Source organism: Pseudomonas vancouverensis (assembly GCF_004348895.1).
GTDB lineage: Bacteria > Pseudomonadota > Gammaproteobacteria > Pseudomonadales > Pseudomonadaceae > Aquipseudomonas > Aquipseudomonas vancouverensis.
In genome coordinates this window covers 41,030-65,877 of record NZ_RRZK01000022.1, presented here as the reverse complement: position 1 = coordinate 65,877, position 24,848 = coordinate 41,030, and the positions used below count along the sequence as shown (strand labels likewise).

Here is a 24,848-nt window from a genome sequence, read left to right as displayed (position 1 = left end):
AAGTATCAGGCTTGGACGATTTCAACGCTGCTGAAGCGCCACTTTCAGGCCGAGTGAAACAAACAGTGTGCCGATGATCTTGCCTTCCCAGCGGCGCAGCCGCGAAAGCCCCTTGAGCCACTGGCTCAACGGGCGAATGGTGAGGGCCAGGAGACTGGTGTAGGTCACGCTGAGTCCGGAGAAGATCAGGCCAAGCACGACAAACTGACTCAAGGACGAGCCCGATTGCGGATGGACGAACTGCGGCAGGAAGGCCAGGAAGAATATCGCGGTTTTCGGGTTCAGCACTTCGGCGCCGACCGCCTGGACAAACGCCTGGGGCATGGTCACGCTGGCCAGTTGCATGCGCGTTGTGGGGCTGGATTCGGCAAAAAAAGCACGCACACCCAGGTAGATCAGGTAGCAGGCACCGGCCACTTTCACGACGTTGAACGCCAGGGCCGAGGTCATCAGCAATGCCGACAGGCCCAGCGCCGCGCACAGCGTGTGGATCAGGTCACCGGCGGCGATGCCCATTCCCGTGGCAATCCCCGCTTTTCGCCCGCCCTGCAGGGTGCGCGTGATCACCAGCAGCACGGCAGGCCCGGGCACCAGGAAAAGTCCGATAACGACGGCTACATAGGTCAGGATAGAGGCCAGATCAAACATCGCGGGGCATCTCGAAGGCAGGACGGTGGCCTAGTTATCCTTATAAAAAACCCGAAAGCAACCCGCTTGAACGGCGGCCCTGCCCCTGACTTATCCGCCGGCTTGCACTGACCGCCATTTCGCCTTGTCGAGGCCATAACACTTGCACAGCCTCGGCCCGCTGGACAGGTCGAGTTCGGCGTCATACAGGTGCACGGCACCCAGCTTCAGCGTCGCGTGCTGCGAACGCAGGTTCGTCGGCGCGATATGCAAATACACCCTGTCGCAGGCCTTGAAGGCGTGCTCCAGCATCAGGCTCTTCAATTCGTGGTTACTGGCGCCGCCCCACTTTTCCCGCACCAGGAAGGTAAAGCCGATGCAGAGGCTGTCGGGAATATCCGGTGCTGTGTAGTAACTCGAGGTCCCGACAATCGTTCCCGTATCAATATCGCTGACGGTGAGTGCGGTCTTCGTCGCTAACAGCGAGGCGAAATACCCTTCGAAGACCTCCCGCTTGTAGCGGTCAGTCGCCGGATGCTGGGCCCAGATGGCCGGATCACTGGCAGCCCGATAGAGGCCTGCAAAATCAGCTGCCGCCAAAGGCGCGAGCCTAAGCGTGGGTCCGGTCAACGTGGGTTGGCAGTCGAATGGGATGGCAGGCATGGGGCCGTTCCATAGTGGTGATGGGCGTGATCCGAGTCTAAAGCGGTGACGAGCAAAGGAAAGATCCATTACGGCGGGTATTGATAGGGCCATCACTCCAGCAGATCAATCAACCGGGGCTTGATCAGAGTTGCCGACACTTCAAGCAGGGCCAGGGTGACCGGTAGTCTGAAACGCCGCCGCCCGGCGCTGCCGGGATTGACGAAAAGCTTCTCTTCACGCCATTCCAAGAGTGGCTTGTGGGAATGCCCGGTGATGATCAGTCTGATCCCGGCATCAAGGTCGCCCGGGACATCGGCAATGTCATGCACCAGCAGTGTCCGCCAACCGTTGACGTCGAACTGCAAAACATCAGGGAGGTGCCCGGCCCAAGTTGAATCCATGTCGTTATTGCCACGCACCACCCGCAATGGCGCGATAGCGGCCAACTGCTCAAGGATCTCCGCGCTGCCAATATCGCCGGCATGGATGATCTGCTGACAGCCTTGCAAGGCAACAAGTGCCTCGGGACGGAGCAAGCCATGGGTATCGGAAATCACGCCAATCTTCATGTCATCACCGTGGCAGACCTGTTTTGTGCCGTGTATTAACGGGTCGCGAGTGGGCCAGTAAAACTCAAGACCATCGTGTGCCCTTCCCGCTTCGCCTCTTCATTTAACGCCTTGAGAAGCACTCCCCGGGAATCAGGTTCCAGATTCGCGAACAACCAAAGTTCATCTCGCTGTCTCTGTTCGAGCAATAGAATCAAAAACGCCCAAAGTGCACCCTGATCTTCGCGGTTTAAATCGAATGCTTTGCCCTCGAGGACAGCATTTTTTAGTGAAACCATCGAAGGCATCTCATCGGCTAACCAAAGTGCAGCGAGGAATGCTCGCATCTGGTCATGCCGGAACTCATAACTGCTGCCCACTTTACGTATTATTTTTACCCCGTCCCTGGACAGGGATTTGAAATCCTCGCTGCCTAACGAATCAATGCCACTTGCATCAATGTGCCGACGGCGGGAGCAAAGCAGTTGCCACGCCAACTGTTTAAGGTTCTCCAACTGTAGAGGTCGACCATCGGCGCTGGTGACCCTTGTCAGCATTGCCCGGTACAAACCTACACGATCCTTGGGCAACACTGCCCGATCTACCTCCGAGCCTGATACATCTACCAGCAATCGCAGGTCGTATCCCGAGTTGATCGCATCCGCCAAACCACTGTCATCGATTTTTTTTGACAGGGTGCGTGCCCTGTCTTCACCCAACCAAAGCTCAAGCAATCCCTCACGCATATGAGTAATGGATGCGGGTAATCGCCAGATCTCCCATTCCGATTCGTTCTCGGGCAGCGCTTGAGAAGTCACCAGCAACCGTACACGCGGATACTGATGTGCAAATGCGGCGAGCGCCTTGTCTTGATCAACCTCATTTGCACCATCTATTGCCAGTGCTAGCGTCCCTCTCCTGAGCAGCGACTCCGTCAGTTCCTGAGACAAGGGAAAACCGAACTGTTCCAGCCTGCGCCGAATGATTTCAACCACCCAGGATTCCGGCCTGTGCCCGACCGGCGCCGAAACGGCCGAATACTGCCGCGCCGGTAAGGTTACGAGTACGAAACCGAAACCGAAACGTCTTACGGCCTGTGACAGGCTTGGTGAACCCTCCAGGAAAAAGTCTCGCTCCCACGCCGAAAATACAGAGCTCTTGCCCATCCCTGCATTACCCACCATCCAGATACGCGGCATGGCCTTGAGTCGTTCAAGTAACTTCATTGCAGGGCCAGTGACTTCACCACAACTGATAGGTGGATCAAGGAAGGCTACTTTCTGCTGAATTGTTGCCCTTCTCTCCTTGAACCAGGATTCCAGAATCCACACTTGCATAAGACGCGAATGTCGAAGTGCGAAATAAGGCCAGGCACCAACTTTAGACCAGACCGGATCAGAAATAACGCGTGCGGCGGTTGAGGACCATCGTGCGAATACCAGCAGCATCAGAAACACAGCCAGATATAACGCAGCACTGACTCCAGCGATCTGAGGCCAAAACTTGCGGGCAAGATCGAGATAGGAATAATTGACACTCACAACAACCGGAACACCAATCAACTCATCCGAATCACCCGCAGTTGAAACCAGTTGAATAGACCAATCACCCTGCTTCAGCCCATCGAACCTGGCCGAAAACCCTATTTCACCCGATGAGACCTTGGAAAGTAGTGCACGGGTACGTACGTCTTTCGCGGAATCGTCGGCGAGATAACGGGCTACCAGTTCGAGTCGCAGCGCTTCTGCGACTGATGCGCACGGATGGGTGACGACCCAATCCGTTATTATCTCGGGTTTTTCTGATCCGCCCATCAGACTTGCCTGGCTTGCCATACTTACCTTGGCTTCTGCAAAGTCAGGAATTCCCAGATAAAGCGCGTTATCTCGATACATTAATGTCGTTTTGTCAGGGAAGCTTTGAGCGTTCAAAGAAAATTCACTATCAACCAATCCTGGTACAGTTTCCTGTTTCGATGCAGTTGGATCGATATAGAAAACTCCACTCGAGGTCGAGTAAGCCCAGCCACCACCTTTCCGGCTGTTGATCGTGTCGACGAGTTCCGCTACAGAACCCTTCACGGGATTGATATGCTCAAACTCGGGATCAGCAGCAAACAATCCATCTTGGGTATTGATAAACCAACCATGATCATCGCGTGGAAAAAGTGTATAAGCAGTACCGAATGCCGGTGTCGACAACTTTACAATCTCGGTAAACTCAGAATTCGACACATACAACCCATCGACGCCTTTAATCGTCATCACCCAGCGGCCACCGGGCAATGGAAAGATATCGTCGACTTCTTCGCCCACTTCAAAATTGACCTTTGCCACTTGAGTTGCAGATGCATTCAACTTGTAAAGTCCATCACCCCCTTTTATAACCCAACCTCCGTCCCGCCCCTTGACTGCGTCCAGCACATACTCGGGAGCTGATCCATTTACACGCTGAAAACTTTGCGTTTTATTGTCAAAGACAAAAAATTTATCGTTTCTTCCCATCGCCCAGCTTCCATCAGGCAATTTGAAAAAATAATAAGAATTCAACGTTTCGGGATCGTCACCAAAAACTTTATTCGCAGTCTTTTGTTGAGTGTTCACCTTGAACACAGCGCCAGGCGTAAGGGCAAACACCTCATCGCCGGCTACGTAAAACTCAACAACAGCTTCATCAATGACTTTATTGATAGCAGGTGGTTGATCCGTTCGGGCCGACACATGAAAAAGCGCCTTTTCTCCAGCAGCTAAAACCCCATCGGACACCTCTTCTGCGGCCGCTATACCACCCATTTCAGGTGCTGAGACCTTGGTGATAATTTCGCTGGATGGATCGAGCGAATAAACGCCACTTTCGCTGAAAATCAAATCTGCGGCGCCGGGGCGTCGCGATATATGAAAAATTTCTCCTGCAGGCATGCCATCTAGTTGTCTGACTTCGCTGCCACTCGGGTCAATTGAAAAAATGCCGACACCTGTGGCAACTAACCACCCTCCGGTTTTTCGTGCTTGCAACGACAACTTCGTTTCCGGCAGAGCGTCAGACACCAGCCTTATTGTTAAATCAACAGGGTTAACGCGGAACAAACCTTTTGAAGTATTTATCAACCACCCATGCTCAGCCGTATCAAAAATCTCGATCTCACGAACTTTTGGAAATTTCACGCCCTTTACTGGCTTTATCAATGCAGAATTCCCGGACAGCGAAAACAGCCCCTCATCTGCTGTAATAAACCATCCACCATCCGAGCGTGAATACACGTCTGACAATCTCGCCGCGGGTAATCCGGAAAGTTTGACGAGCTTTTCCTCCGACTCATCAAACAACCACGCTTCGTTTTTTAACGCTATAAAAACCCCACCCTTGCTCGCAGGATAGAACTCCCGGACGTTGCCAAACTTTCCATCTGCCAATAACTTCATGTTTTGGCTTTTGCTATCAAACAAATAGAGCCCGTCCGTGGTCGACACCAGGGCCTTTCCATCGTTTAAAACCTTAGCTTCATAGACGCTTGAACCCACCCGCCCGCCGGGCAGCGAAATGGGCACAGCACAAGCCATTGCTCCGGCGGTCCCGGACCATAGCATCAGCAGCGCGATGAGCGGTTGCACAAGCGATTTCATGTCCATCCAAAATCAGCCTCGAACGGATAATCGAGCAAGAATAGTCGACAGGTCTGCGGGTCGACTTCTCTTCAAGGCATGCGCTTGCCGAATTCTTGCCTGCCTGCACCCCAGCGCAATCATTGACAGGGATTAATGCCCCAACGCCTTTCTCACCTCGATCTGTATCGCATAAGCCGGTGCCTCCACCGTATTGAAATCCTCGGTATAGCGTTGCGCAAAACCTGCTACGCCCCATTCCTGAAACTGCTGCACGTGCTTGAGTTCATGGGCCCACAGCGCGACGTCCTGTTCGGCACCTTGCGCATCGCGAAAGATGATCAGGTCGATCAGCGTCACGGCGCCGACATCGGGGTTTTGCAGCATGGCCGTGGCGGCGTTGAGCTGGCTGATGTCGCCGACTTTGTAGCGTGCGCTGTCGAGCAATTCAGGGGGATACCAGCGCAGCAACTGTTCGCGGATGTTCGAGGGTATCGGTTGAACATCTGCACTGCTGGCTTCTGCACGGGCTTGGGTCAGCCATAACGCCATGGCGGGCGCGGCGATCTGGTAGAGGCCGTCAAGGCCGGGGACGCAGATGCAACTGTCCAGGCACACGGGGCGTTCACCGGCCGGACATTCAATCGGCTGGGCGCGTGCAGCCAATGTCAGGCTGAGCATCAACAACGCCAACAGACGCTGGGCCGTGGGTGACATGGGGTGCTCCCGGGACGGACGGAGGAAACCAGCAACGGGTTGCTGGCCGACGAGCTTGCCGGGTTCAGCTTAGACCTGAACCCGCAGACTCAACATCATCACAGCGCCCTCTTGCACCAGGTCCCCGACCAGCCCTGAAGATCAACTCTCGCGCAACGCCCCCTCGAACGCCGGGGTCAGCCCGGACAACTGAAGCTTGCGCACGAACTCGCCCAGACGCTGCTGCTTGTAAGCCTCGACGTCCCGTTCACGGTAATCATAGAAACCCTGGCCATCGCGCAAACCATTACGACCGCCGTGCATGTTGTCGGCAATGACCTGCGGTGATTCGAAACGGGGATCCAGTGCGCCACTCAAATAGCGCGAGGCGTAGTAGAGAATGTCGCCGCCGCCCCAGTCGATGAATTCCAGCAGGCCCAACACCGAAAAACGCAAACCGAAACCGACGCGAACCGCGGTGTCGATGTCTTCGGCGCTGGCCACGCCCTCTTCCACCATTCGCGCGGCTTCGTTCATCGCCAGCGCCTGGATGCGCGGGACGATGTAGCCGGCAACCGGGTTGCAGACCACCGGCACCTTGCCGATCTGCTTGAGCAGTTGCAGCAGGCGCTCGACCACCTGTGGGCAGGTCGCGGCGCTGCGGCTGACTTCCACCAGCGGCATCAGGTGCGCAGGGTTGAGCCAGTGCGCGTTAACGAAGCGCTGAGGCTCGCTGACCATCTCGCTCAACTCGGTGACCAGAAAGGTCGAGGTGGTCGAGGCGATGATGGTCGATGCCGGCACATGCGCGCTGACCCAGGCGAAGGTCTCCTGCTTGACGGCGATGACTTCCGGCACGGCTTCGAACACCAGGTCGCAGCGGCTCAAGGTGGCCGCCGCTGCGGACTTCGCTTGCAAAACCAAGCGGGCCAGCGCGGTGTCGGCCTGGGCCGGCTCCAGCATGCCGAGGCGGACCAGCATTTGCAGCTCAGCACTGACGTTGGCCCGCACCCGCTCGAAATACCCGTGGCGCTGGTCTTCGGCTCGCGCCTTGATGTCGATCAGCGTGACCGGCAAACCGGCATGGATAAACGCCAGGGCAATGCCCTCGCCCATCCGTCCGGCTCCTACAACACAGACGTGTGGCAGCGCGGCGCTCATGACTTCAGGCCCTGGGTCAGCAGTTCGCTCATCTGCGCCCGGCTCAGCCCGGCCAGGCCGAGGTTTTCCAGGGTGCGGCCTTCGGCGTAGAGATCACGTTCAGCCACCGCCGAGGCAATGCTCAACAAACCCTGCGCCACAGGCGTCGGCACACCGGCCCAACGCCCGACGGAAACCAGGAAGGACAGGCCCAGGCGAGTGTCTTCGAGCATGTAGCGATGGGTCTTCAGGTCGATGTCTTCACGCCAGTCGCCGCTGTCGGTCAGCTTGCCGTGGGCACCGCGGCCGTACATCCACTCATCGCCTTCGCTGCGGTTGTAGTGATCGGCCAACGGAAAATGCGGCGCGCCGTAGGCCAGGGCTTCACGCACGGCCATGCGCTCGGCGTCCAGTTGATTGGTCACACGGCGGATCGACGGCTGGGTGCCTTCGTTGTGAATGTCCCAGGCCTCGAAGTGTTCCAGAGGGCCGGCGTTCATCATGATCAGCGGCGGGTGAATGATGGGACCGGCGTTCATCAAGGCACCGCTCAGGGCATCCTCGATGGGCTCGATACTCGGGTAGGCTTCACGCAACACGGCGAAGGCATGCTCCGACAGGCTGCTCGGGAACACGCCGGTCGGCAGGCGCGTCGCATAACAACTGATCACCAGTTCACTGGCACCGTGCTTGCGCACCAGATACGGCAGCGTGCCGGTTTCGGCGAAGGCCACCTTGCTGGTGTTGCCCGCGTCGGCCATGGCCTTGGCAAACACATAGCTGCCGAAGGTGCCCGGCGGCAGGAACACCACCTGGCCATCGTGCAGGTGCGGTGCGACCTGTCTGGCCAGGTCTTCATGGGAAGTCGAAGGCAGAGGAATGATCACCAGTTGCGCGTCGCCCAGGGCCTCGGCCAGGTCATCGGTCAACGACAACTTGTCGCCCGGCTGGCCGACAGACAATTGCCGGGTGCCACGATAGTCCTTGATGATCAGGCTGCCGATGTCCAGCAGTTGCTTGAGCGCTGCACTGTCACGCCGCCACAGGCGGGTCTGGTACCCTTTCTCAGCCATCTCGACCGCCGCGGCGTAACAGCCATGGCCCCCTCCCAGTACGGTGATGTTCATGCACAGACTCCTTTGGTAAGAGACTTGATGCTATCGGGCAGCCCGCGTACCGGCTTATCCGATTGCGCAAGCGAATGACGGAATACGCAACAGTCTCAATGCTTGCGCCGGCGCAGGGTGTCCGACGGCAGGCAGCCATAACGTTGCCGGTAGGCGCTGGAAAAATGCCCGAAACTGTTGATGCCGTGACGCAGCAGGATATCGGTGACGGTTTCTCCGGCCCTGCCCTGCTTCAGCGACTCATGGATCATCGCCAGGCGCCTGTCGCGGATGTACTCGACCGGCGCTTGCTGGAGGAACTGGTTGAAGCCGTTTTGCAGGGTGCGCACTGAAACGCCACAGAGTTCGCTCAGGGTCGTGAGGCTGATCGGTTGGTCGAGGTGTTCCTCGATGTAGTCACGGGCCTTCTTCACGTGGTGGGGCAAGGGTGCGCGGGTATCGCTCAGCAGATCCGCCGAATAGTTGTGCGGCAGTTGGGTGAGCAGTAACTGCATCAGGTATTCGGACAGGCTGTCGGCGATCCGTGGCCCTTCCACGCCGCTGCCGTACAGGCGGCAGATGTAGTCGAGGGTGTGATAGAGGCTGACGACGCCGGCACCCAAGTGATCGACGCTGACGTCGAAAATCACCGACTGTCGCAGGCTGCGCCCGAGCAGGCGTTGCAGTTGCGTTTCCAGGGCATCGCGATCAACCCGCAGGATCAGGTTGCGGCACTGGCCATCGGTGACGATACGGCTCTGGGCAAAGGGCGAAGACACGCTGAGGTTACCCGTTTGCATCGCCGCACTGCGTCGGCCATGGGCCACTTCGCAGTGGCCTTGCAAGGTGATGCGAAACAGGTACTGGTCGGCTATGTCGCCCACGGTGATCTCCACCGGTGCGCCGTAATGCAGGTCGAGCAGCGCCGAATCACCGAAGAACACGCCGTTGAGTCGCGTATGAATCGGTTCGTCACGCAGGACGTTGAAGCTGTGTGGACACAGGTAATGGCTGACCTTGTCCTTGATCTCGCGGTAATCGGCCGAGCTGAGCAGGCTGTGCCGTTCCAGCAGGTGTACGTCATTCAACATCGAGGTTCTCCTGACCTGAAGCGGGTCGGCCCCGTTCCTCTGAAAAGGAACGGGGCCGTGTCAGTGATGGTGAACGCTGGGGTGTCAGGCCAGCGTCGGGTTGACCCGGGCATAGCTCTCGCGGAAGTGACGACAGCCCTGCCAGAGCAGGAGCACAGTCAACACCGACGCGCCGATGATCACCAGCGACATCGACGAGCCCACCGCTGCCGGCGAGCCGAAGTAACGGTCGGTCAACAGCGCCACCAGCGTAGTGCCCAGGCCCAGGCCCAACAGATTGCTGATCAGCAGGAACACCGCCGAGACCTGCGCCCGCACCTGGTTCGGTGCAAGGATCTGCATGGCCGCGGTGGACGCCGGCATCGGGAACGAGGCGAAGAACATCGCCGGCACCAGCAGTGTCACTGACAGCCACAGTTGATCGACCTGCGGAAACAACACCGCCGGTACCGTCATGCCTAGAGCACCGATGACACCGGTACGCATGGCGGCGTCGTGATGACCGCGCTTGGCCAGGTAGTCGGTGAGCCAGCCACCGAACAGTACCCCGGTGGTGTTGGCCAGCAACAGCACAGTGCCGAGCATGTAGCCTGCCTCCACGGGCGTCAGACCGAACTTGCGGATGTACAGCGCCGGGCTCCAGCTCATCATGCAGAACAGCACCATCGCATAGAAGGAAAAGCCCAGGTAATGGCAAGTGAAGGTCGCACGGTGCCGAGCGAGAAAACGCAAGCCATCACTCAGGGCGACTTTCTTTGCCCGACCCTGCGCATCCACCTGCAAGCCTTTGCGCGCCGGATCGCGCACGGTCAGCCAGATCAACAGGCCAACCAGCACACCGGGCAAGCCGACAATGAAAAACGCCAGTTGCCAGGCTTTCATCGCGCCGAAAAAAGCCACGTCGATGGTGTGCAGGTCCTTGAGCAAGGCGATCACGTAGCCGCCGACCAGGAAGGCCAGGCCACCACCGACGAACGAGCCGATCGAATAGATGCCCACCGCACGCCCGAGCTTTTCCTTGGGGAACATGTCGCTGAACATCGAATAGGCCGAGGGTGACAATGCCGCCTCGCCGACACCCACGCCAATCCGGGCGAGGAACATCTGCAGGAAGTTCTTGCTCAAACCACAGGCTGCCGTAGTCAGGCTCCAGAACACCACGCCGACGGCGATGATCTTCGGTCGCGAAAAACGGTCGGCCAGGTAGGCGATGGGCATGCCCATAAAGGCGTAGAACAGGGAAAACGCCAGCCCGTGCAACAGGCTGAACTGGGTGTCACTGATTTGCAGGTCGGCCTTGATCGGCTCGATCATCAACGCGAGGATCTGCCGGTCCACAAAGGAAAAGATGTAGGCGACCATGAACAGGCCCACCACGTACCACTCATACACGTAAGTCTTGTTGCGTTGCAGGACGGGGTCATCAACCTTGATATTCACGGGTGTTTGCTCCTTATGAAATCCATTCACGTGCGCGTTATGCGGCACGAGGGTGAACAGCAGTTTTCTGCCCCGCAAAGGCGGATGGCATAAGGAACATCGGGGGTGACGGCTTTGAACATGGTCTGGCCTCTTATTGTTATGGGTGTCATCGCCAGGCGGACGCAATAAAGCGGCTCGCGCTGCCGGCACGCAGGTTGCCTATGCAAGGTAAGTCAGCAGACGCCTTATCGGTATCAAGATGAACAGCATCCATTGAGGGGTATTCGTGCAGTCGGCTAAAGGTTTCCCTTAGTCGACTCAAAAACGAAAGGTGGTGCGCACCGAGAGATACATAAGCCTTCCTGTAGCAAGGTCTTGTTATTGGGTGGCCCCTAACCTAGCTATTGCCGTGCTTGCCAGCTTCCCCGAATGCGCAGGCGACTCCCCGATTGCGCAGGTGTTATCCCCGCCCTGCTCGACGCTTTTTCATCTGTACCAAGGGTTCGTTCAACCCAACAGCGCGGTGATCCAGCCTGTCTGCCGGACCAGCTCTTGGCGTTTCTCTTCAGGCACGGCAGTGTTTGCCCGTGTGAGATGCGCCAGGGTCTTTTGTTTCTGTCGCAGCCTGCGCTGCCATTTGCCGAGAAATGCCGCCGTACGTGCTTGCATCTGCAACGGGCCGAAGTACAGCTCCTGCTCGGTGTACGACACCGGGTCGCCACGCTCGGCGACGATGATTTCATAGTCGAAACGGTTTTCCCGCAGCACCTCTTCGCAGAGGATGCGGTAGTCGTTGTCCATCAACCACTGACGCAATGGCTGCTCGCCGCCGTTGGGTTGCAGGATCAGACGCTCCAGGCCGCTCAGGCGAGCCTTGCCGCTCTCAAGGATGTCACGAATGGTCTCGCCACCCATGCCACAGAGGCTGACGGCGGTGATGCCGTCGCCCGGTTCAATGGCATCCAGTCCATTGGCCAGGCGCACAGTGATTTGCTGTTCGAGGGCATTTTCATGCACGGTGCGGGTGGCTGCGTTGAATGGCGTCAGTGCAACCTCACCCGCCACGGCAGCCGCAATCACCCCACGACGCATGAGCGCCACCGGCAGGTAGCCGTGATCGGAGCCGATATCGGCCAGGTGTGCGCCTGCCGGTATGTGTGCGGCCACGCGCTCCAGGCGCATGGACAATGTCTGTTCGTTCAACTGCCCTTCCTTCTCACCGCCGATGTGCGGCCTGATGGCCGAACCGGGGGATTCTGGCGAGCATCGCGCTGCATTTCAAATTTATGCGACCAGGACCAGGGCTGGGTGACCTGCAGTACAGCCGCAGGCCAACCAACCCTGCCGAGGTGATCAAGGGGTAATGGCTATTTTCATCACGCCATCGCGCTGATGGGCAAACAGGTCATACGCCGCCTCGATGTCTTCCAGCTTGTAGTGGTGCGTCACCAGGGGCGACAGGTCCACGCCCCCGCTGTCGACCACCGCCATCAACCGGCGCATACGTTCTTTGCCGCCCGGGCACAGCGTGGTGATGATGCTGTAGTCGCCCAGCCCGGCGGCGAATGCATCCAGCGGAATACGCAGGTCACTGGAATACACCCCGAGGCTGGACAGCCGACCGCCGGGGCGCAGCACACGCAACGCAGATTCGAAAGTACCCTGGGTGCCGAGGGCTTCGATCGAGACATCGACGCCACGGCCATCGGTCAGCGCCATGATCTGCTCGACCACGTCGCCGTCCTTGAAGTTGACCACATGGGTGGCGCCCAGTTTTTTCGCCACGGTCATGCGCTCGGCCACCGCGTCGACACCAATGATGGTGGTCGCGCCCTTGAGGCGTGCACCGGCCACAGCGCAGAGCCCGATGGGGCCGAGGGCGAACACCACCACGCTATCGCCGATCTCGACATTGGCGCGCTCGGCGCCGGAAAAGCCGGTGGACATGATGTCCGGGCACATCAACACCTGTTCGTCGCTGAGGCCGTCCGGGATAGGGCAGAGGTTGGCCAGGGCATCCGGCACCAGCACGTACTCGGCCTGGCAACCGTCGATGATGTTGCCGAACTTCCAGCCACCGGTGGCGCGAAAGCCGTGTCGCGTGTCGGGGCCGTCCTGGGAGCCGCAGCCGCACAGGCACGCGTAACTCTGCCCGCTGGGGGTAATGGCGCCGGCAATCACCCGTTGCCCTTCGCTGAAGCCGCGCACCTGGGAGCCCAGCTTTTCAATGACCCCTACCGGCTCGTGACCCACGGTCAGCCCTTTGGCGACCGGATACTCCCCGCGCAGGATATGCACGTCGGTGCCGCAGATGGTGGTGGTGGTAATGCGCACCAGTGCATCGAGCGGGCCGACTTCCGGTATCGGTTTGTCGTCGAGCACGATGCGGTTCTTTTCAACGAAGATTGCCGCTTTCATGGTGGCCATGATGAATCCTCCTGTGTGAACTGCGGTTGAGTTCAGCAGGTAATCGAGGTTCTGCCTTGTTGTCCGATCAGAGGTTCGCCGCGCTCTGACGCGCTGTCACACAAGCTTCATGCCCCGCCATTTATTCAGCAGTTGCACGCGGCAGCTGGATATCCGTACATTCCCACGCTCGACCTTGCCGGTAGCCGAATCCCGATATGCTCATTGCCCTCAGTATTTTCCTGTTCACCATGGTGCTGGTCATCTGGCAGCCCAAGGGCCTCGGCGTTGGCTGGAGCGCTGCACTGGGCGCAATCGTGGCCTTGCTGGCCGGTGTGGTGACTCTGCAGGACATACCCGTGGTCTGGGGCATTGTCTGGAATGCCACCGGCACCTTCATCGCGTTGATCATCATCAGCTTGCTGCTCGATGAGGCCGGTTTCTTCCAGTGGGCGGCCTTGCATGTGGCGCGCTGGGCCAAGGGCGATGGCCGCCGCCTGTTCGTCTTCACGATCCTGCTCGGGGCGGCGGTTTCCGCGTTGTTTGCCAACGACGGCGCGGCGCTGATCCTCACCCCTATCGTGATTTCCATTCTGCTGGCCCTGCGTTTTTCGCCGGCCTCGACCCTCGCCTTCGTCATGGCCGCCGGGTTTATCGCCGACACGGCCAGCCTGCCGCTGGTGGTGTCGAACCTGGTCAACATCGTTTCGGCCGACTATTTCGGCTTGGGCTTCAGCCAGTACGCCTGGGTCATGGTGCCGGTCAACTTCGTTGCCGTGGCCGCGACACTGGTGGTGCTGTACGGGTTTTTCCGCCGCGACATTCCACGCCAATACTCACTGGAAGACTTGCAGGACCCGCGGCGCGCCGTGCGTGATCCGGCGACCTTCCGCGTCGGCTGGGTGGTGCTGGGCCTGTTGCTGGTGGGCATGTTTGCACTGGAACCGCTGGGGATTCCGGTCAGCGCCATCGCCGCGGTCTGCGCGGCGCTGCTGTTTGCGGTGGCGGCGCGCGGCCACGTTATTTCAACCCGTCGGGTAATGCGCGAAGCGCCCTGGCAGATCGTGATCTTTTCCCTGGGCATGTACCTGGTGGTGTACGGGCTGAAAAATGCCGGGCTGACCGCCTACCTCACCCTGCTCCTCAATCGTCTGGCCGATTCCGGTCTCTGGGCCGCGACCCTGGGCACGGGCGTGCTCACGGCGCTGCTGTCATCGGTGATGAACAACCTGCCGACGGTATTGATCGGCGCCCTGTCGATCCAGGCCAGCGATGTCAGCGGCGTCGTGCGCGAAGCAATGATCTACGCCAACGTCATCGGCTCTGACCTCGGGCCGAAAATCACCCCCATTGGCAGCCTGGCCACCCTGCTCTGGCTGCATGTGCTGGCGCGCAAGGGCATCAGGATCACCTGGGGCTACTACTTCAAGGTCGGTGTGGTCCTGACCGTGCCGATTCTGCTGATCACCCTGTCGGCACTGGCGTTGCGCCTGAGCCTTTGACTCAGCAGATCAAGTGGGCTCGGACAAATGCGCCAGTGCAGCGGCGCCGGCCCTGGCAATCTGCGCATCCTGTTCCGGCTTGACTCCGGAAACACCGATAGCGCCCACCACCTGCCCCGCCACATGGATCGGCACGCCACCTTCGAGGGTGGCGCTGAGCACCGGTACCGACAAAAACGCCGTGCGCCCGCCGTTGATCATGTCTTCGTAGGCCTTGCTTTCCCGACGGCCGAGGGCCGCCGTGCGCGCCTTCTCGGTGGCAATGTAGGCGCTGACCGGCGCGCAGCCGTCCAGGCGCTCCAACGCCAGTGGATGGCCGCCGTCGTCAGCCACGGCAATGGTCACCGCCCACTGATTGCGTTGGGCCTCTGCCCGTGCTGCCTGGACGATGAGTGAAACCTCAGTCTGTGTCAGTACCGCTTTGCTGTGCATGGTTCGGTTTCCTTTGGAAAGTTCAGACAGTGCCCGGCACGCGTTCGGCCAGTCGGCGGGTCAACCACTCGGGGTCCATTTGCGGAACCGACGCGAGCAGTTTCGCCGTGTAGTCGTGGTGCGGCGGGCTGAAGACCTGGGCAATTGGCCCCTGCTCGACAATCCGCCCCTTGTGCATCACCACCACCTGGTCGGCGATGCCTTTCACCGTTTCGATGTCGTGGGTGATGAACAGGTAGGAAATGCCCAACTGCTCCTGCAAGCGCTCGAGTAATTGCAGAATACCCTTGGCGACGATCTGGTCCAGCGCCGAGGTCACTTCATCGCAGATGATGACCTTGGGCTCGGCGGCCAAGGCCCGGGCAATGCAGATTCGCTGCTTCTGCCCGCCGGACAGTTCGCCGGGATACCGGTCGATGATCCGTGCCGGCGACAGTTCGATCTGTTCGAGCAATTGATGGATGCGTGCCTCTTTAGCCTTGCCGGTCAGCCCCAGGTAGAACTCCAGCGGCCTGCCGAGGAAGTCACGGACCCGTTGACGCGGATTGAGCGCGGTGTCGGGCATCTGGTAGATCATCTGGATGTGCCGCAAGGTGTCGCGGCTGCGCTGGCGGTAATCCAGCGGCAGGACTTGCCCGTCGAAATGCAGTTGCCCCTGACTCGCCGGCAACAAGCCGGTCAGCACACGGGCCACAGTCGATTTGCCGGAACCCGACTCGCCAACCACCGCCACCGTCGCGCCTTTGGGCACTTCAAGGGAAATATCGTGGAGGATCGGCAGCCCACCGTAGCCGGCCTGTATCCCTTGCAGTTTCAGTACCGGTGCTGCTTTGGCGAAAGTCTTCGGTTGATGGCACAACTCACGCACGGCCCACAGCGTCTTGGTGTAGTCCATCTGCGGCGCGCTGAGCATCTGCGCCGTTTCGGCCTCTTCAACGGTGTTGCCGTGGCGCAGCACCATGATCCGGTCGGCCATCTGTGCGACCACCGCCAGGTCGTGGGTGATGTAGATCGCCGCCGTACCGAACTGTTCGACCACATCACGAATCGCCGCCAGTACCTCCACCTGGGTGGTGACGTCGAGCGCCGTGGTCGGCTCGTCGAAGATGATCAGGTCCGGCCGGCACGCCATGGCCATGGCGGTCATCGCCCGTTGCAGTTGCCCGCCGGAGACCTGATGCGGGTAACGAAAGCCGATCTGTTCCGGGTCAGGCAGGCGCAGGCGTCGATACATCTCGACGGCATCGGCTCGCGCCTGTTCTTCGCTGAGCACGTTGTGCAGCACTGCGGTTTCGACGTACTGGTCGATCAGGTTGTGCGCCGGGTTGAACGCGGCGGCCGCCGATTGGGCGACGTAGGCTATCCGTGAGCCCCAGAGTTTCAGCTTGTCCTCTTGAGGTGCCTGCGTAAGGTCGGTGCCATCGAAGACGATCGAGCCTTGAGTGATACGGCATCCCGGCCGTTCGAAACCCATCGCCGCCAGGCCCAGGGTCGACTTGCCCGCGCCGGACTCGCCGATCAGGCCGAGAATCTCGCCGCGATGCAGTTCCAGGTCGATGCCTTTGACGATCTCCTGCCAGCCGCCCCCGCTCTGCGCCTCGATGTGCAGGTCGGTGATGGTCAGCAGCGTTTCCCGTGGGGTGTGCTTGTGGTTTTCATTGGTCATCGCGCAGGCCACTCGTCAGATGCAGGAACCAGTCCACGACAAAGTTGACCCCGATGGTCAGCAGCGCAATGGCCGCCGCGGGCAACAGGGGCGTGATGTCGCCGTAGGAAATCAGCGTCGCGTTGTCCCGCACCATCGAGCCCCAGTCCGCCGTCGGCGGCTGGATGCCCAGGCCGAGAAAACTCAGGGCGCTGATGAACAGGAAGGTGAAGCAGAAGCGCAGGCCGAACTCGGCCACCAGCGGCGCCATGATGTTGGGCAGGATCTCGCGGAACATGATCCACAGGTTGCCCTCGCCACGCAGCCGCGCCACTTCGACGAAATCCATCACCGCGACGTTACTGGCGACTGCGCGAGTCAGGCGGAACACCCGCGTCGAATCGAGCACGGCAATGATGATGATCAGCGTCGGGATCGAGGTGCCGAACAGCGTCAGCAGCATCAGGGCGAAAATCAGTTGCGGGATGGCCATCAACACGTCGACCACCCGCGACAGGATCTGGTCGACCCAGCCGCCCCGCGCTGCGGCCAGCAAGCCTGCTGCGCCGCCGAGCAGAAACGCCAGGCAGGTGGCCAGGGCGACGATGCCGATGGTATTGCGCCCGCCGTAAAGCAGACGGGTGAGCATGTCGCGGCCCAGATTGTCGGTGCCCAGCAGGAACTGCGGGCCCCAGGGTTCGAAGGCTTGCGCCACCACCTGCGACTCGCCGTAGGGCGTCAGCCACGGTGCGAAGATCGCCCCCAGGGTATAGAGCACGATCACCAGCATGCCCAGGCGCGCGGTCCACGGCGCCGAGCGCAATCCGCGCCACAGGCGCTGGCGCAGGTTCGTTTGTGAAGAAGGTTCCAGCACGGCAGTCATGCCCGGTGCCCCGATGTTCATGGTTGGCTTGGTCATTTTGGATGCCTCAGCCGTGGGTTGGTCAGGACCGACAACACATCCGCCGTCAGGTTGAGCAGGATGTAGGTGGCCGCGAACACCAGGCTGCAGGCCTGGACCACGGGCATGTCGCGTTTTTTCACCGAGTCGACCATCAACTGGCCCATGCCCGGATAGACGAAGACCACCTCGACCACCACCACGCCAACGATCAGGTACGCCAGGTTGAGCACGATGACGTTGATGATCGGCGCCCAGGCGTTGGGCAAGGCGTGGGTCAGGATCACCCGCCAGCGCGGCACGCCCTTGAGGGTGGCCATTTCGATGTAGGGGCTGGCCAGCAGGTTGATGATGGCCGCTCGGGTCATGCGCATCATGTGCGCGGTGACCACCAGGGTCAGGGTCAGCGCCGGCAGGATCACCCGATAGACCCGCTCGAACAGCGGCTGGGACGGATCGACATTGGCCAGGCTGGGCAGCCAGCCGGCCTTGACCGAGAACAGCAGGATCAGCAGGTAGGCGAGGAAAAACTCGGGGAAGGATATGAACGTCAGCGTGGCGCTGTTGATCATCCGGTCGAAAAAGCCGTTACGGTAGATCGCGGCCAGAAACCCCAGCCCGAGGGCCAGCGGCACAGCGATCACCGCCGTCACCGAGGCCAGGAACAGGGTGTTGAGCAAGCGGCTGCCGAGCAACTCGGCAATCTGCCGACCGTTGGCCAGCGAGCTGCCGAAGTCACCCTGCACAAAGGCCCCCAACCAATGGATGTAGCGAATGTGCAGCGGTTGATCGAGGCCCAGCGCCTGGCGAAACGCGGCGACCGCTTCGGGGGTGGCCGACTGGCCGAGGATTTCCGTGGCGATGTCGCCGGGGAGGAAATCCACCCCGAGCAAGATGATCACCGAGACAAACCACAGGCTGAGCAAGCCCAGCGCCAGACGCTGGGCCAACAGGGTGCTGATCTTGTTCATGCTGCCCTCCTTCTACGGTCACTGCGCGCCTTGCGGCGCATACCGCCCCGGCCGATCACGCGAACCACCAGCGTTCAGCCGCACGCAAACCATCGAGGTCCCAGTTGCTGGCGAGTTTGTCGTGACCGATGCGCCGCGAGATGCCATCGACGTAGTTGGCGAACAGCGGTATCAATGCGCCGCCGTCGTCGCGCAGGATGCCCTGCATCTCGCCGTACATTTGCCGGCGTTTGCCGTCATCGAGTTCCGAGCGCGCCGACAGCAGCAGCGAATTGAACGCTTCGTCATCCCAGAAGGTTTCGTTCCAGCTCGCGCCCTTGCCGTACACCAGTGAAAACGCCCAGTCCGCCGTGGGCTTGCCGCCCCAGTAGTCCATGCTCCAGGCCTTTTTCATCCAGACGTTTTTCCAGTAGCCGTCATTCGGTTCACGCACGACGTTGATGTCGATACCGGCCTTGGCCGCGTGCTCCTTGAACAGCACGGCGGTGTCGACCGCCCCGGCGAACGCGGCATCGGCGGCACTCAGGTCGACCTTGAGGCTGTCGAGCCCGGCCTGTTTGAGATAGAAGCGCGCCTTGTCCGGATCGTATTCACGCTGGGCCAGGTCCTTGTTGAAGTAGCGGTAGCCGGAGCTGATCGGGTGATCGTTGGCCACTTCACCGTGCCCGTGGAGGATGGTCTCGAGCATGGTCTTGCGATCCACCGCATGCTTGAGAGCCAGGCGCACGTTTTTGTCGGTGAAGGGCGCCATGGTGGTGTTCATCGGCAGGCTGTAGTGCTGGCCACCGTTGATCGAGGAGATTTCCAGTGCGTTGTTGCGCTTGAGCAGGTGCACGGTCTTCAGGTCGCAGCCGTTCATGGCGTGGATTTCGCCGGTGCTCAAGGCATTGGTGCGCGCGCCGACGTCGGCAATCACAAGGAACTCCACCGAGTCGAACCAGCCGCGATTGGGTTTCCAGTAATTGGGGTTGCGCTTGACCAGGGTACGCACGCCCGGGTCGAACGCCTCGCGCATGTAAGCACCGCAACCGATGCCGTCGGTGGCATTGACCTTGCCGTCCTGGGCCGGCATCACCGGCAAGTGGTAGTCGGACATCAGGTACGGGAAGTCGGCGTTGCCGCCATTAAGGGTAATGACCACGGTGTCCTTGCCGTCGGCCTGAATGTCGACGATGGGCGCCAGCAGGCTGTTGGCGGCGGATTTCGAGTCGGGGCCACGGTGGTGATTGAGCGAGGCCACGACGTCGCTGGCTTCCAGGGCTTTGCCGTTGTGGAACTGCACCCCCGGGCGCAACTTGAAGCGCCACACTTTCGCATCCGGCGAAGGCTCCCAGCTCTGCGCCAGTTCACCGACCAGCTCGCCGGTGTTGGTGACTTCAGTCAGGTAGCTGTGGATCGAGTGCCCCACCGACTGCATGTAGTTGTCGCCGTAGGTGCCGGGGTCGAAGGAGTCGGTGGTCGAACCGCTGGCAATGCCCAGCTTGAAGTTGCCGCCACGTTTTGGCGTCGACGCGGTCGTGTCGGCCAGGGCGTTCCCCGGGAAGCTGGTGGCCAGTGCCACACCGGCACCAGCGGCCAGCATGCACTGCATGAAAGTACGTCGATCGATTCGCCCTTGTTGCAGGCCCAGTTTCAGATCGTCAATGAGTTTGCTCATGAGGTGTCCCCGTTATTGGCTGTTGTTATCAGGAGTTGCCCTGGCGGACGGTCTTGCCGTCGCCGGGCCCACGCACGTGTCGCCGTACCTCTAACCGCTGTTTATATCCGCGCTGTCACCGCCTTGACCCGGCAGTAGCTGCGCAAGCCTTCCAAGCCCTTTTCCCGACCGAAACCGGACAGCTTGTTGCCGCCGAACGGTGTCTCGACACCGCCGGCGTAATATTCGTTGATGTAGACCTGGCCGGCATCGATATCCCGTGCCAGGCGCAACGCCTTGGTGATGTCGCGGGTGTAGATGCCCGCCGCAAGACCGAACGCCGTGCCGTTGGCCAGGGTCAGGGCATGTTCGACCGAATCGGCCACTTGCACCGACAGCACCGGGCCGAAGATTTCCTCCTGGACCAATCGATCCGCCGCCGCGACCCTATCAAGAATCGTCGGGGCAAAAAACCAGCCAGCGCCGCTGCGTGGATCGCTCAGGCGCGTGCCACCGGCGGCGACCTTGATGTCACGGGCCTTGGCGTCTTCGACAAAGGCGCTGATCTTTTCCAGTTGCTCCAGCGAGCTGATCGCGCCGACGTGGGGGTTGTGCAGGCCATGGCCGAGGGTCAGTTGGTTGGCCCGCGCCGCCAGGCGCTCGATGAACTCGGCATGGATACTGCGCTCGATCACCAGGCGCGAACCGGCCGAGCAGATCTGCCCGGCGTTGGAGTAGATCGCCCACAGCGCGTCTTCGACCGTGGCGTCCATGTCGCAATCGCTCAACACCACCATCGGCGATTTACCGCCCAGCTCCAGGGTTACGCTGGTGATGTTGCGTGCCGCAGCCTGCATGACGGTGCGCCCGGTTTGCACCGAACCGGTGAAGGTCACGTGACGCACCTTGGGATGCGCCACCAGGGGCGCGCCAACCTTGGCGCCGGTGCCGGTGACCACGTTGCAGACACCCGCCGGCAACCCGGCGTGGTGGAGGATTTCCGCCAGCAGCAGTGCAGTCAGCGGTGTCTGCTCGGCCGGTTTGAGCACTGCCGTGCAACCAGCGGCGAGCGCTGGCGCCAGGCCACGGGCCGCGGTGGAGAACGGGTAGTTCCAGGGAATGACATGGGCAGTGATACCGACCGGTTCCAGGCTGGTCTGCGACACATAATCCGGGCCCAAGGCCATGGTCTCGCCGTGCAGCTTGTCGGCGGCGCCGGCGTAATACTCGAACAGCCGCGCTGCGGAACGCACATCGGACTGGGCTTCGCTGAGGGTCTTGCCATTGTCGAGGGTCTCGATCACCGCCAGACGCTCGGCGTTGGCGCGAATGCCTTCGGCCGCGCGGTACAGGATCCGGCTGCGTTCGACAGGCGTCGCCTTGCCCCACACACCTTGCTGGGCACGCTCGGCGGCGTTGACCGCGCGCTCGACGTCGGGCTCGTCACCGGCGGCGAAGCTGGCAAATGCCCGGCCAAGCCCCGGATCGAAGGTTTCCATCTGCCCACCGTTGAGCGGCGCGTACCATTGCCCGTCGATCCAGTGGTTATGCGGCAGGCCTTTGAGCGTGCCCGTGGCAAAGTACTCGGCGATCAGCGCCTCGGTTTCGGCACTCATGAATTGACCTCGCTGACTTGATAGGTGGAACGTTCCAGCCACTGTGGCGAAACTTCGATGCCCCAACCCGGTGCCTCGCTGACGGTGACATGGCCGTCTTCAACGGTGTACGGCGATTCGACGAACAAACCGTCCTGCCACGGGTAGTAATCCAGGCCTTCGATGGACAGCTCCAGGTACTTGCCGGCATTGGGTATGGCCTTGAGGAAGTGCATGGTGAACAGGGTCACCAGCGACAGGTTGGCGCTGTGGGGCGTGCATGGCAGGCCGGCCTTGGCGGCCATCGCCGCGACTTTCAGCGAGCGACTGATGCCGCCCAGGTACAACACGTCCGGTTGCACCACATCAACTGCGCGCATCTCGATCATGCGGCGCCAGGTCGACAGGTCGCAGTCCTGCTCGCCGCCAGTAACGTCCAGGCTCAAGGCTTCAGTCACCTGACGGGTTTGCTCCAGCTCCCAGTAAGGGCACGGTTCCTCGAAATGCTCGATGCCGTAGTCCTGCAACAGGCCGCCGACCTCGATCGCACGCTTGGGCGAGAACCCGGAATTGCCATCCACCAGCAACGACACCTTGTCGCCGAGGGCTCTGCGCACGGCCGGCACGATCTGCTCGGTGCGCCCCGGCCACTCATCGACATCGTGACCGCACTCGCGACCGACGCGGAACTTGAAGGCATCGAAGCCGTAGGTGTCACGCAAACGCAGCAGGCGCTGGGCTTCGTCTTCGGCGCTGATGTCGCGACGCATGGACGAGGCGTAAGCACGCAGTTTTCCCGGCGTGCCGCCGAGCAATTCGACGACCGGTTTGCCTTCGACCTTGCCGCGCAAGTCCCACAGCGCCGTGTCCAGCCCAGCCATGGCCCGGCACAGGTAGGTGCCGGGAAACTTGTGCTCGCGCTCGGGGATCAGGGTGATCAGGCTGTCGATGTCCAGCGCATCGGCGCCCAGGGCCCAGGGCGCGACCTGACGGTGAAAGATCTGCGCGGTGATGTCGGCGTTGTAGGTCGACAACTGGCCCCAGCCAACCGCCCCGCTGTCACTGGTGACGCGGACAAAACCCACGTAGGGATCGCAAAAGGTCTCAAGCTTCTTGATGCGCATCACGCCTCTCCATTGTCTTGTTGTCAGCCAGAATCATGTCCGCCGCTTTCTGCGCGACCATGATGGTCGGTGCATTGGTATTGCCCGAGGTAATCGAAGGGAAGATCGAGGCATCGACCACGCGCAAACCGTCGAGGCCATGGACCCGCAAACGCGTATCGACCACCGATGTCGCCGGGTCCGGCCCCATGCCGCAGGTGCCGATGGGGTGGAACACCGAGCCGCAGCGCTGGCGGAAATCTTCAAGGATTTGCTCATCGGACATCTGGCCCAGGTCCGGTGCGATGGGTTCCTTGATCAAAGCCTGCAAGGCGCGGGTGCGGACCATCTTCTGGATCAACCGGCCACCGGCGATGACGCTGGCGACGTCCTCGGGATCGGACAGGTAATTGGGACGAATCTGCGGACCGACCCGCGGGTCGGCGCTGCAAATATCGATACGGCCACGGCTCTTCGGTCGGCAGGGCTGAAAGGAAATGATGAAGCCGGCAAAGGGGTCCGGGTTCATCAATGGGCGCTTGCCTTCCGGCGCCGTCGAATAGGTGACCGGGTTGAAGTACAGTTGCATGTCCGCTGCGCTGCTCGAAGGCAAGGAGCGGACGAAGCCGCCGGACTGATTGACGCTGACGCTCAGCGGGCCCTTGCGGGTCAGCACATAGCGCAGGCCGGCCCAGAGTTTGCCGTGCAGCGGGTACAGCAGGTTATTCAGGGTCGGCTCGGTGGCCTTGTAGTAATAGTTGATGCCCAGATGGTCCTGCAGCTGGCCGCCGACGGCCTCGTTGTCCAGCAGCACCTTGATGCCATGACGGCGCAACAAGGCTGCCGGGCCGACACCCGAGAGTTGCAGCAACTGCGGCGAGTTCACCGCCCCGGCGCTGAGAATGACTTCGCGCCGGGCCTTGGCCACCTGGACCTGACCGTCGTGCTCGTATTCGATCCCCACGGCGCGGCGCCCCGAAAACAGCACGCGGTGCGCCAGGGCATGGGTAAGCAGTTGCACGTTGCTGCGTTGCAGGGCCGGACGCAGGAACGCATCGGCCGCCGAACAACGCATGCCTTTATAGGTGTTGATCTGGTAGACCCCGACGCCTTCCGGGCTGCTGCCATTGAAGTCGCGGGAATACGGCAGCCCGACTTCCTCGGCGGCGGCAAAAAAATGCCGTCGCAACGGGTGCAGTTGCGCCGAGACATCGGAGACATACAGCGGACCACCCTGCCCTGCACGGCCCTCGGCGTCGACGCGGCATTCCGAGCGCTGGTAGTACGGCAGCACGTCGCTCCAGCCCCAACCGCTGTTGCCCTTGTGCACCCAGGCTTCGAAATCCACCGGCAGGCCACGGCAATAGACCATGGCATTGATCGAGCTGGAGCCGCCGATCACCCGGCCCCGAGGCCAATAGCTACGGCGTGAATCAATGGCTGACTCGGGTTCGGTTTCGTACTTCCAGTTGACCCGCTCGTCGAAGAAGGTGCGCCCGTAGCCAATCGGCATCTTGATCCAGAATCGGCGGTCGCTGCCTCCAGCTTCCAGGACCAGCACCCGGGCCTGCCCGTCGGCGGAAAGCCGGTCGGCAAGTACCGAACCTGCCGAACCGCTGCCGACGATGATGTAGTCAAACTCCCCCGCTACCGCCATGTTACCTGCCCCTTGTAGGAGGTTCGCTGCAGAACCCCGCAGGATTCCAACAGGCCCTGGATTGTTCTTATGGCCTACTTGTTCGCCCCCATCTTTTCGGTAAAGCTGCGTCAAGACAAACAA

20 protein-coding genes are annotated in these 24,848 nt (G+C 60.7%); 1 reads left to right on the top strand and 19 read right to left on the bottom strand.

The features are described 5' to 3' along the window. Positions 1–21: 21 nt before the first annotated feature. The 11 genes from EIY72_RS16440 to EIY72_RS16390 form a co-directional block, all read right to left on the bottom strand. Entirely contained in the window at positions 22–648 is a 627-nt protein-coding gene (locus EIY72_RS16440) for a LysE family translocator (RefSeq protein WP_093221087.1), read from the bottom strand. Positions 649–738: 90 nt separating this feature from the next. After that, on the bottom strand, positions 739–1,290 hold the full coding sequence (locus EIY72_RS16435) for a GNAT family N-acetyltransferase (protein ID WP_093221091.1): 552 nt from the start codon (positions 1,288–1,290) through the stop codon (positions 739–741). A gap of 92 nt (positions 1,291–1,382) precedes the next feature. After that, positions 1,383–1,841, bottom strand: a complete 459-nt coding sequence (locus EIY72_RS16430) for a metallophosphoesterase family protein (protein WP_093221094.1) — start codon at positions 1,839–1,841, stop codon at positions 1,383–1,385. A gap of 35 nt (positions 1,842–1,876) precedes the next feature. Then, the gene (locus EIY72_RS16425) at positions 1,877–5,443 is read right to left on the bottom strand and encodes a hypothetical protein (protein ID WP_132680154.1); all 3,567 of its coding nucleotides are present in this window, start codon (positions 5,441–5,443) and stop codon (positions 1,877–1,879) included. A 132-nt stretch (positions 5,444–5,575) separates the two neighbouring features. Then, complete coding sequence (locus EIY72_RS16420) at positions 5,576–6,139, bottom strand: eCIS core domain-containing protein (protein ID WP_093221099.1); 564 nt, start codon at positions 6,137–6,139, stop codon at positions 5,576–5,578. Positions 6,140–6,280: 141 nt separating this feature from the next. After that, on the bottom strand, positions 6,281–7,279 hold the full coding sequence (locus EIY72_RS16415) for a 3-hydroxybutyryl-CoA dehydrogenase (protein WP_093221102.1): 999 nt from the start codon (positions 7,277–7,279) through the stop codon (positions 6,281–6,283). Beyond that, positions 7,276–8,385: an NAD/NADP-dependent octopine/nopaline dehydrogenase family protein gene (locus tag EIY72_RS16410; RefSeq protein ID WP_093221105.1), complete on the bottom strand. Its 1,110-nt coding sequence runs from the start codon at positions 8,383–8,385 to the stop codon at positions 7,276–7,278. Before EIY72_RS16410 ends, EIY72_RS16415 begins: the two co-directional genes overlap by 4 nt. A 95-nt stretch (positions 8,386–8,480) precedes the next feature. Beyond that, positions 8,481–9,455 (bottom strand): AraC family transcriptional regulator, encoded by a 975-nt coding sequence (locus EIY72_RS16405; RefSeq protein ID WP_093221107.1) that lies wholly within the window; start codon positions 9,453–9,455, stop codon positions 8,481–8,483. An 84-nt stretch (positions 9,456–9,539) separates the two neighbouring features. After that, positions 9,540–10,895, bottom strand: coding sequence for a spinster family MFS transporter (locus EIY72_RS16400; RefSeq protein ID WP_093221110.1), 1,356 nt, complete (start codon positions 10,893–10,895; stop codon positions 9,540–9,542). Between the two features lie 489 nt (positions 10,896–11,384). After that, positions 11,385–12,080: a tRNA (adenine(22)-N(1))-methyltransferase gene (locus EIY72_RS16395; protein WP_279433211.1), complete on the bottom strand. Its 696-nt coding sequence runs from the start codon at positions 12,078–12,080 to the stop codon at positions 11,385–11,387. Between the two features lie 150 nt (positions 12,081–12,230). After that, the gene (locus EIY72_RS16390; protein ID WP_093221112.1) at positions 12,231–13,304 is read right to left on the bottom strand and encodes an NAD(P)-dependent alcohol dehydrogenase; all 1,074 of its coding nucleotides are present in this window, start codon (positions 13,302–13,304) and stop codon (positions 12,231–12,233) included. 197 nt (positions 13,305–13,501) lie between these two features. Between EIY72_RS16390 and EIY72_RS16385 the strand changes: the two genes are divergently transcribed. Beyond that, positions 13,502–14,785: an arsenic transporter gene (locus EIY72_RS16385; protein WP_093221120.1), complete on the top strand. Its 1,284-nt coding sequence runs from the start codon at positions 13,502–13,504 to the stop codon at positions 14,783–14,785. A gap of 9 nt (positions 14,786–14,794) precedes the next feature. Here EIY72_RS16385 and EIY72_RS16380 read toward each other — a convergent pair whose 3' ends face one another. From EIY72_RS16380 to EIY72_RS16345, 8 genes are all read right to left on the bottom strand, one after another. Beyond that, positions 14,795–15,217: a heme-binding protein gene (locus tag EIY72_RS16380; protein WP_093221123.1), complete on the bottom strand. Its 423-nt coding sequence runs from the start codon at positions 15,215–15,217 to the stop codon at positions 14,795–14,797. A 22-nt stretch (positions 15,218–15,239) separates the two neighbouring features. Beyond that, positions 15,240–16,883 carry an ABC transporter ATP-binding protein gene (locus tag EIY72_RS16375; RefSeq protein WP_093221126.1) on the bottom strand — a complete coding sequence of 548 codons (1,644 nt, stop codon included), beginning with the start codon at positions 16,881–16,883 and terminating at the stop codon, positions 15,240–15,242. Then, positions 16,873–17,745, bottom strand: coding sequence for an ABC transporter permease (locus tag EIY72_RS16370; RefSeq protein ID WP_093230531.1), 873 nt, complete (start codon positions 17,743–17,745; stop codon positions 16,873–16,875). Before EIY72_RS16370 ends, EIY72_RS16375 begins: the two co-directional genes overlap by 11 nt. Before the next feature lie 32 nt (positions 17,746–17,777). Next, the gene (locus tag EIY72_RS16365; RefSeq protein ID WP_093221129.1) at positions 17,778–18,734 is read right to left on the bottom strand and encodes an ABC transporter permease; all 957 of its coding nucleotides are present in this window, start codon (positions 18,732–18,734) and stop codon (positions 17,778–17,780) included. Between the two features lie 55 nt (positions 18,735–18,789). Further along, complete coding sequence (locus EIY72_RS16360; RefSeq protein ID WP_093221132.1) at positions 18,790–20,391, bottom strand: ABC transporter substrate-binding protein; 1,602 nt, start codon at positions 20,389–20,391, stop codon at positions 18,790–18,792. Positions 20,392–20,492: 101 nt separating this feature from the next. Next, positions 20,493–21,986 (bottom strand): aldehyde dehydrogenase family protein, encoded by a 1,494-nt coding sequence (locus EIY72_RS16355; protein WP_093221135.1) that lies wholly within the window; start codon positions 21,984–21,986, stop codon positions 20,493–20,495. Continuing rightward, positions 21,983–23,089, bottom strand: a complete 1,107-nt coding sequence (locus EIY72_RS16350; protein ID WP_093221138.1) for a mandelate racemase/muconate lactonizing enzyme family protein — start codon at positions 23,087–23,089, stop codon at positions 21,983–21,985. The genes EIY72_RS16355 and EIY72_RS16350 overlap by 4 nt, the downstream gene beginning before the upstream one ends. Next, positions 23,070–24,725, bottom strand: coding sequence for a GMC family oxidoreductase (locus EIY72_RS16345; protein ID WP_093221141.1), 1,656 nt, complete (start codon positions 24,723–24,725; stop codon positions 23,070–23,072). The genes EIY72_RS16350 and EIY72_RS16345 overlap by 20 nt, the downstream gene beginning before the upstream one ends. Positions 24,726–24,848 lie beyond the last annotated feature (123 nt).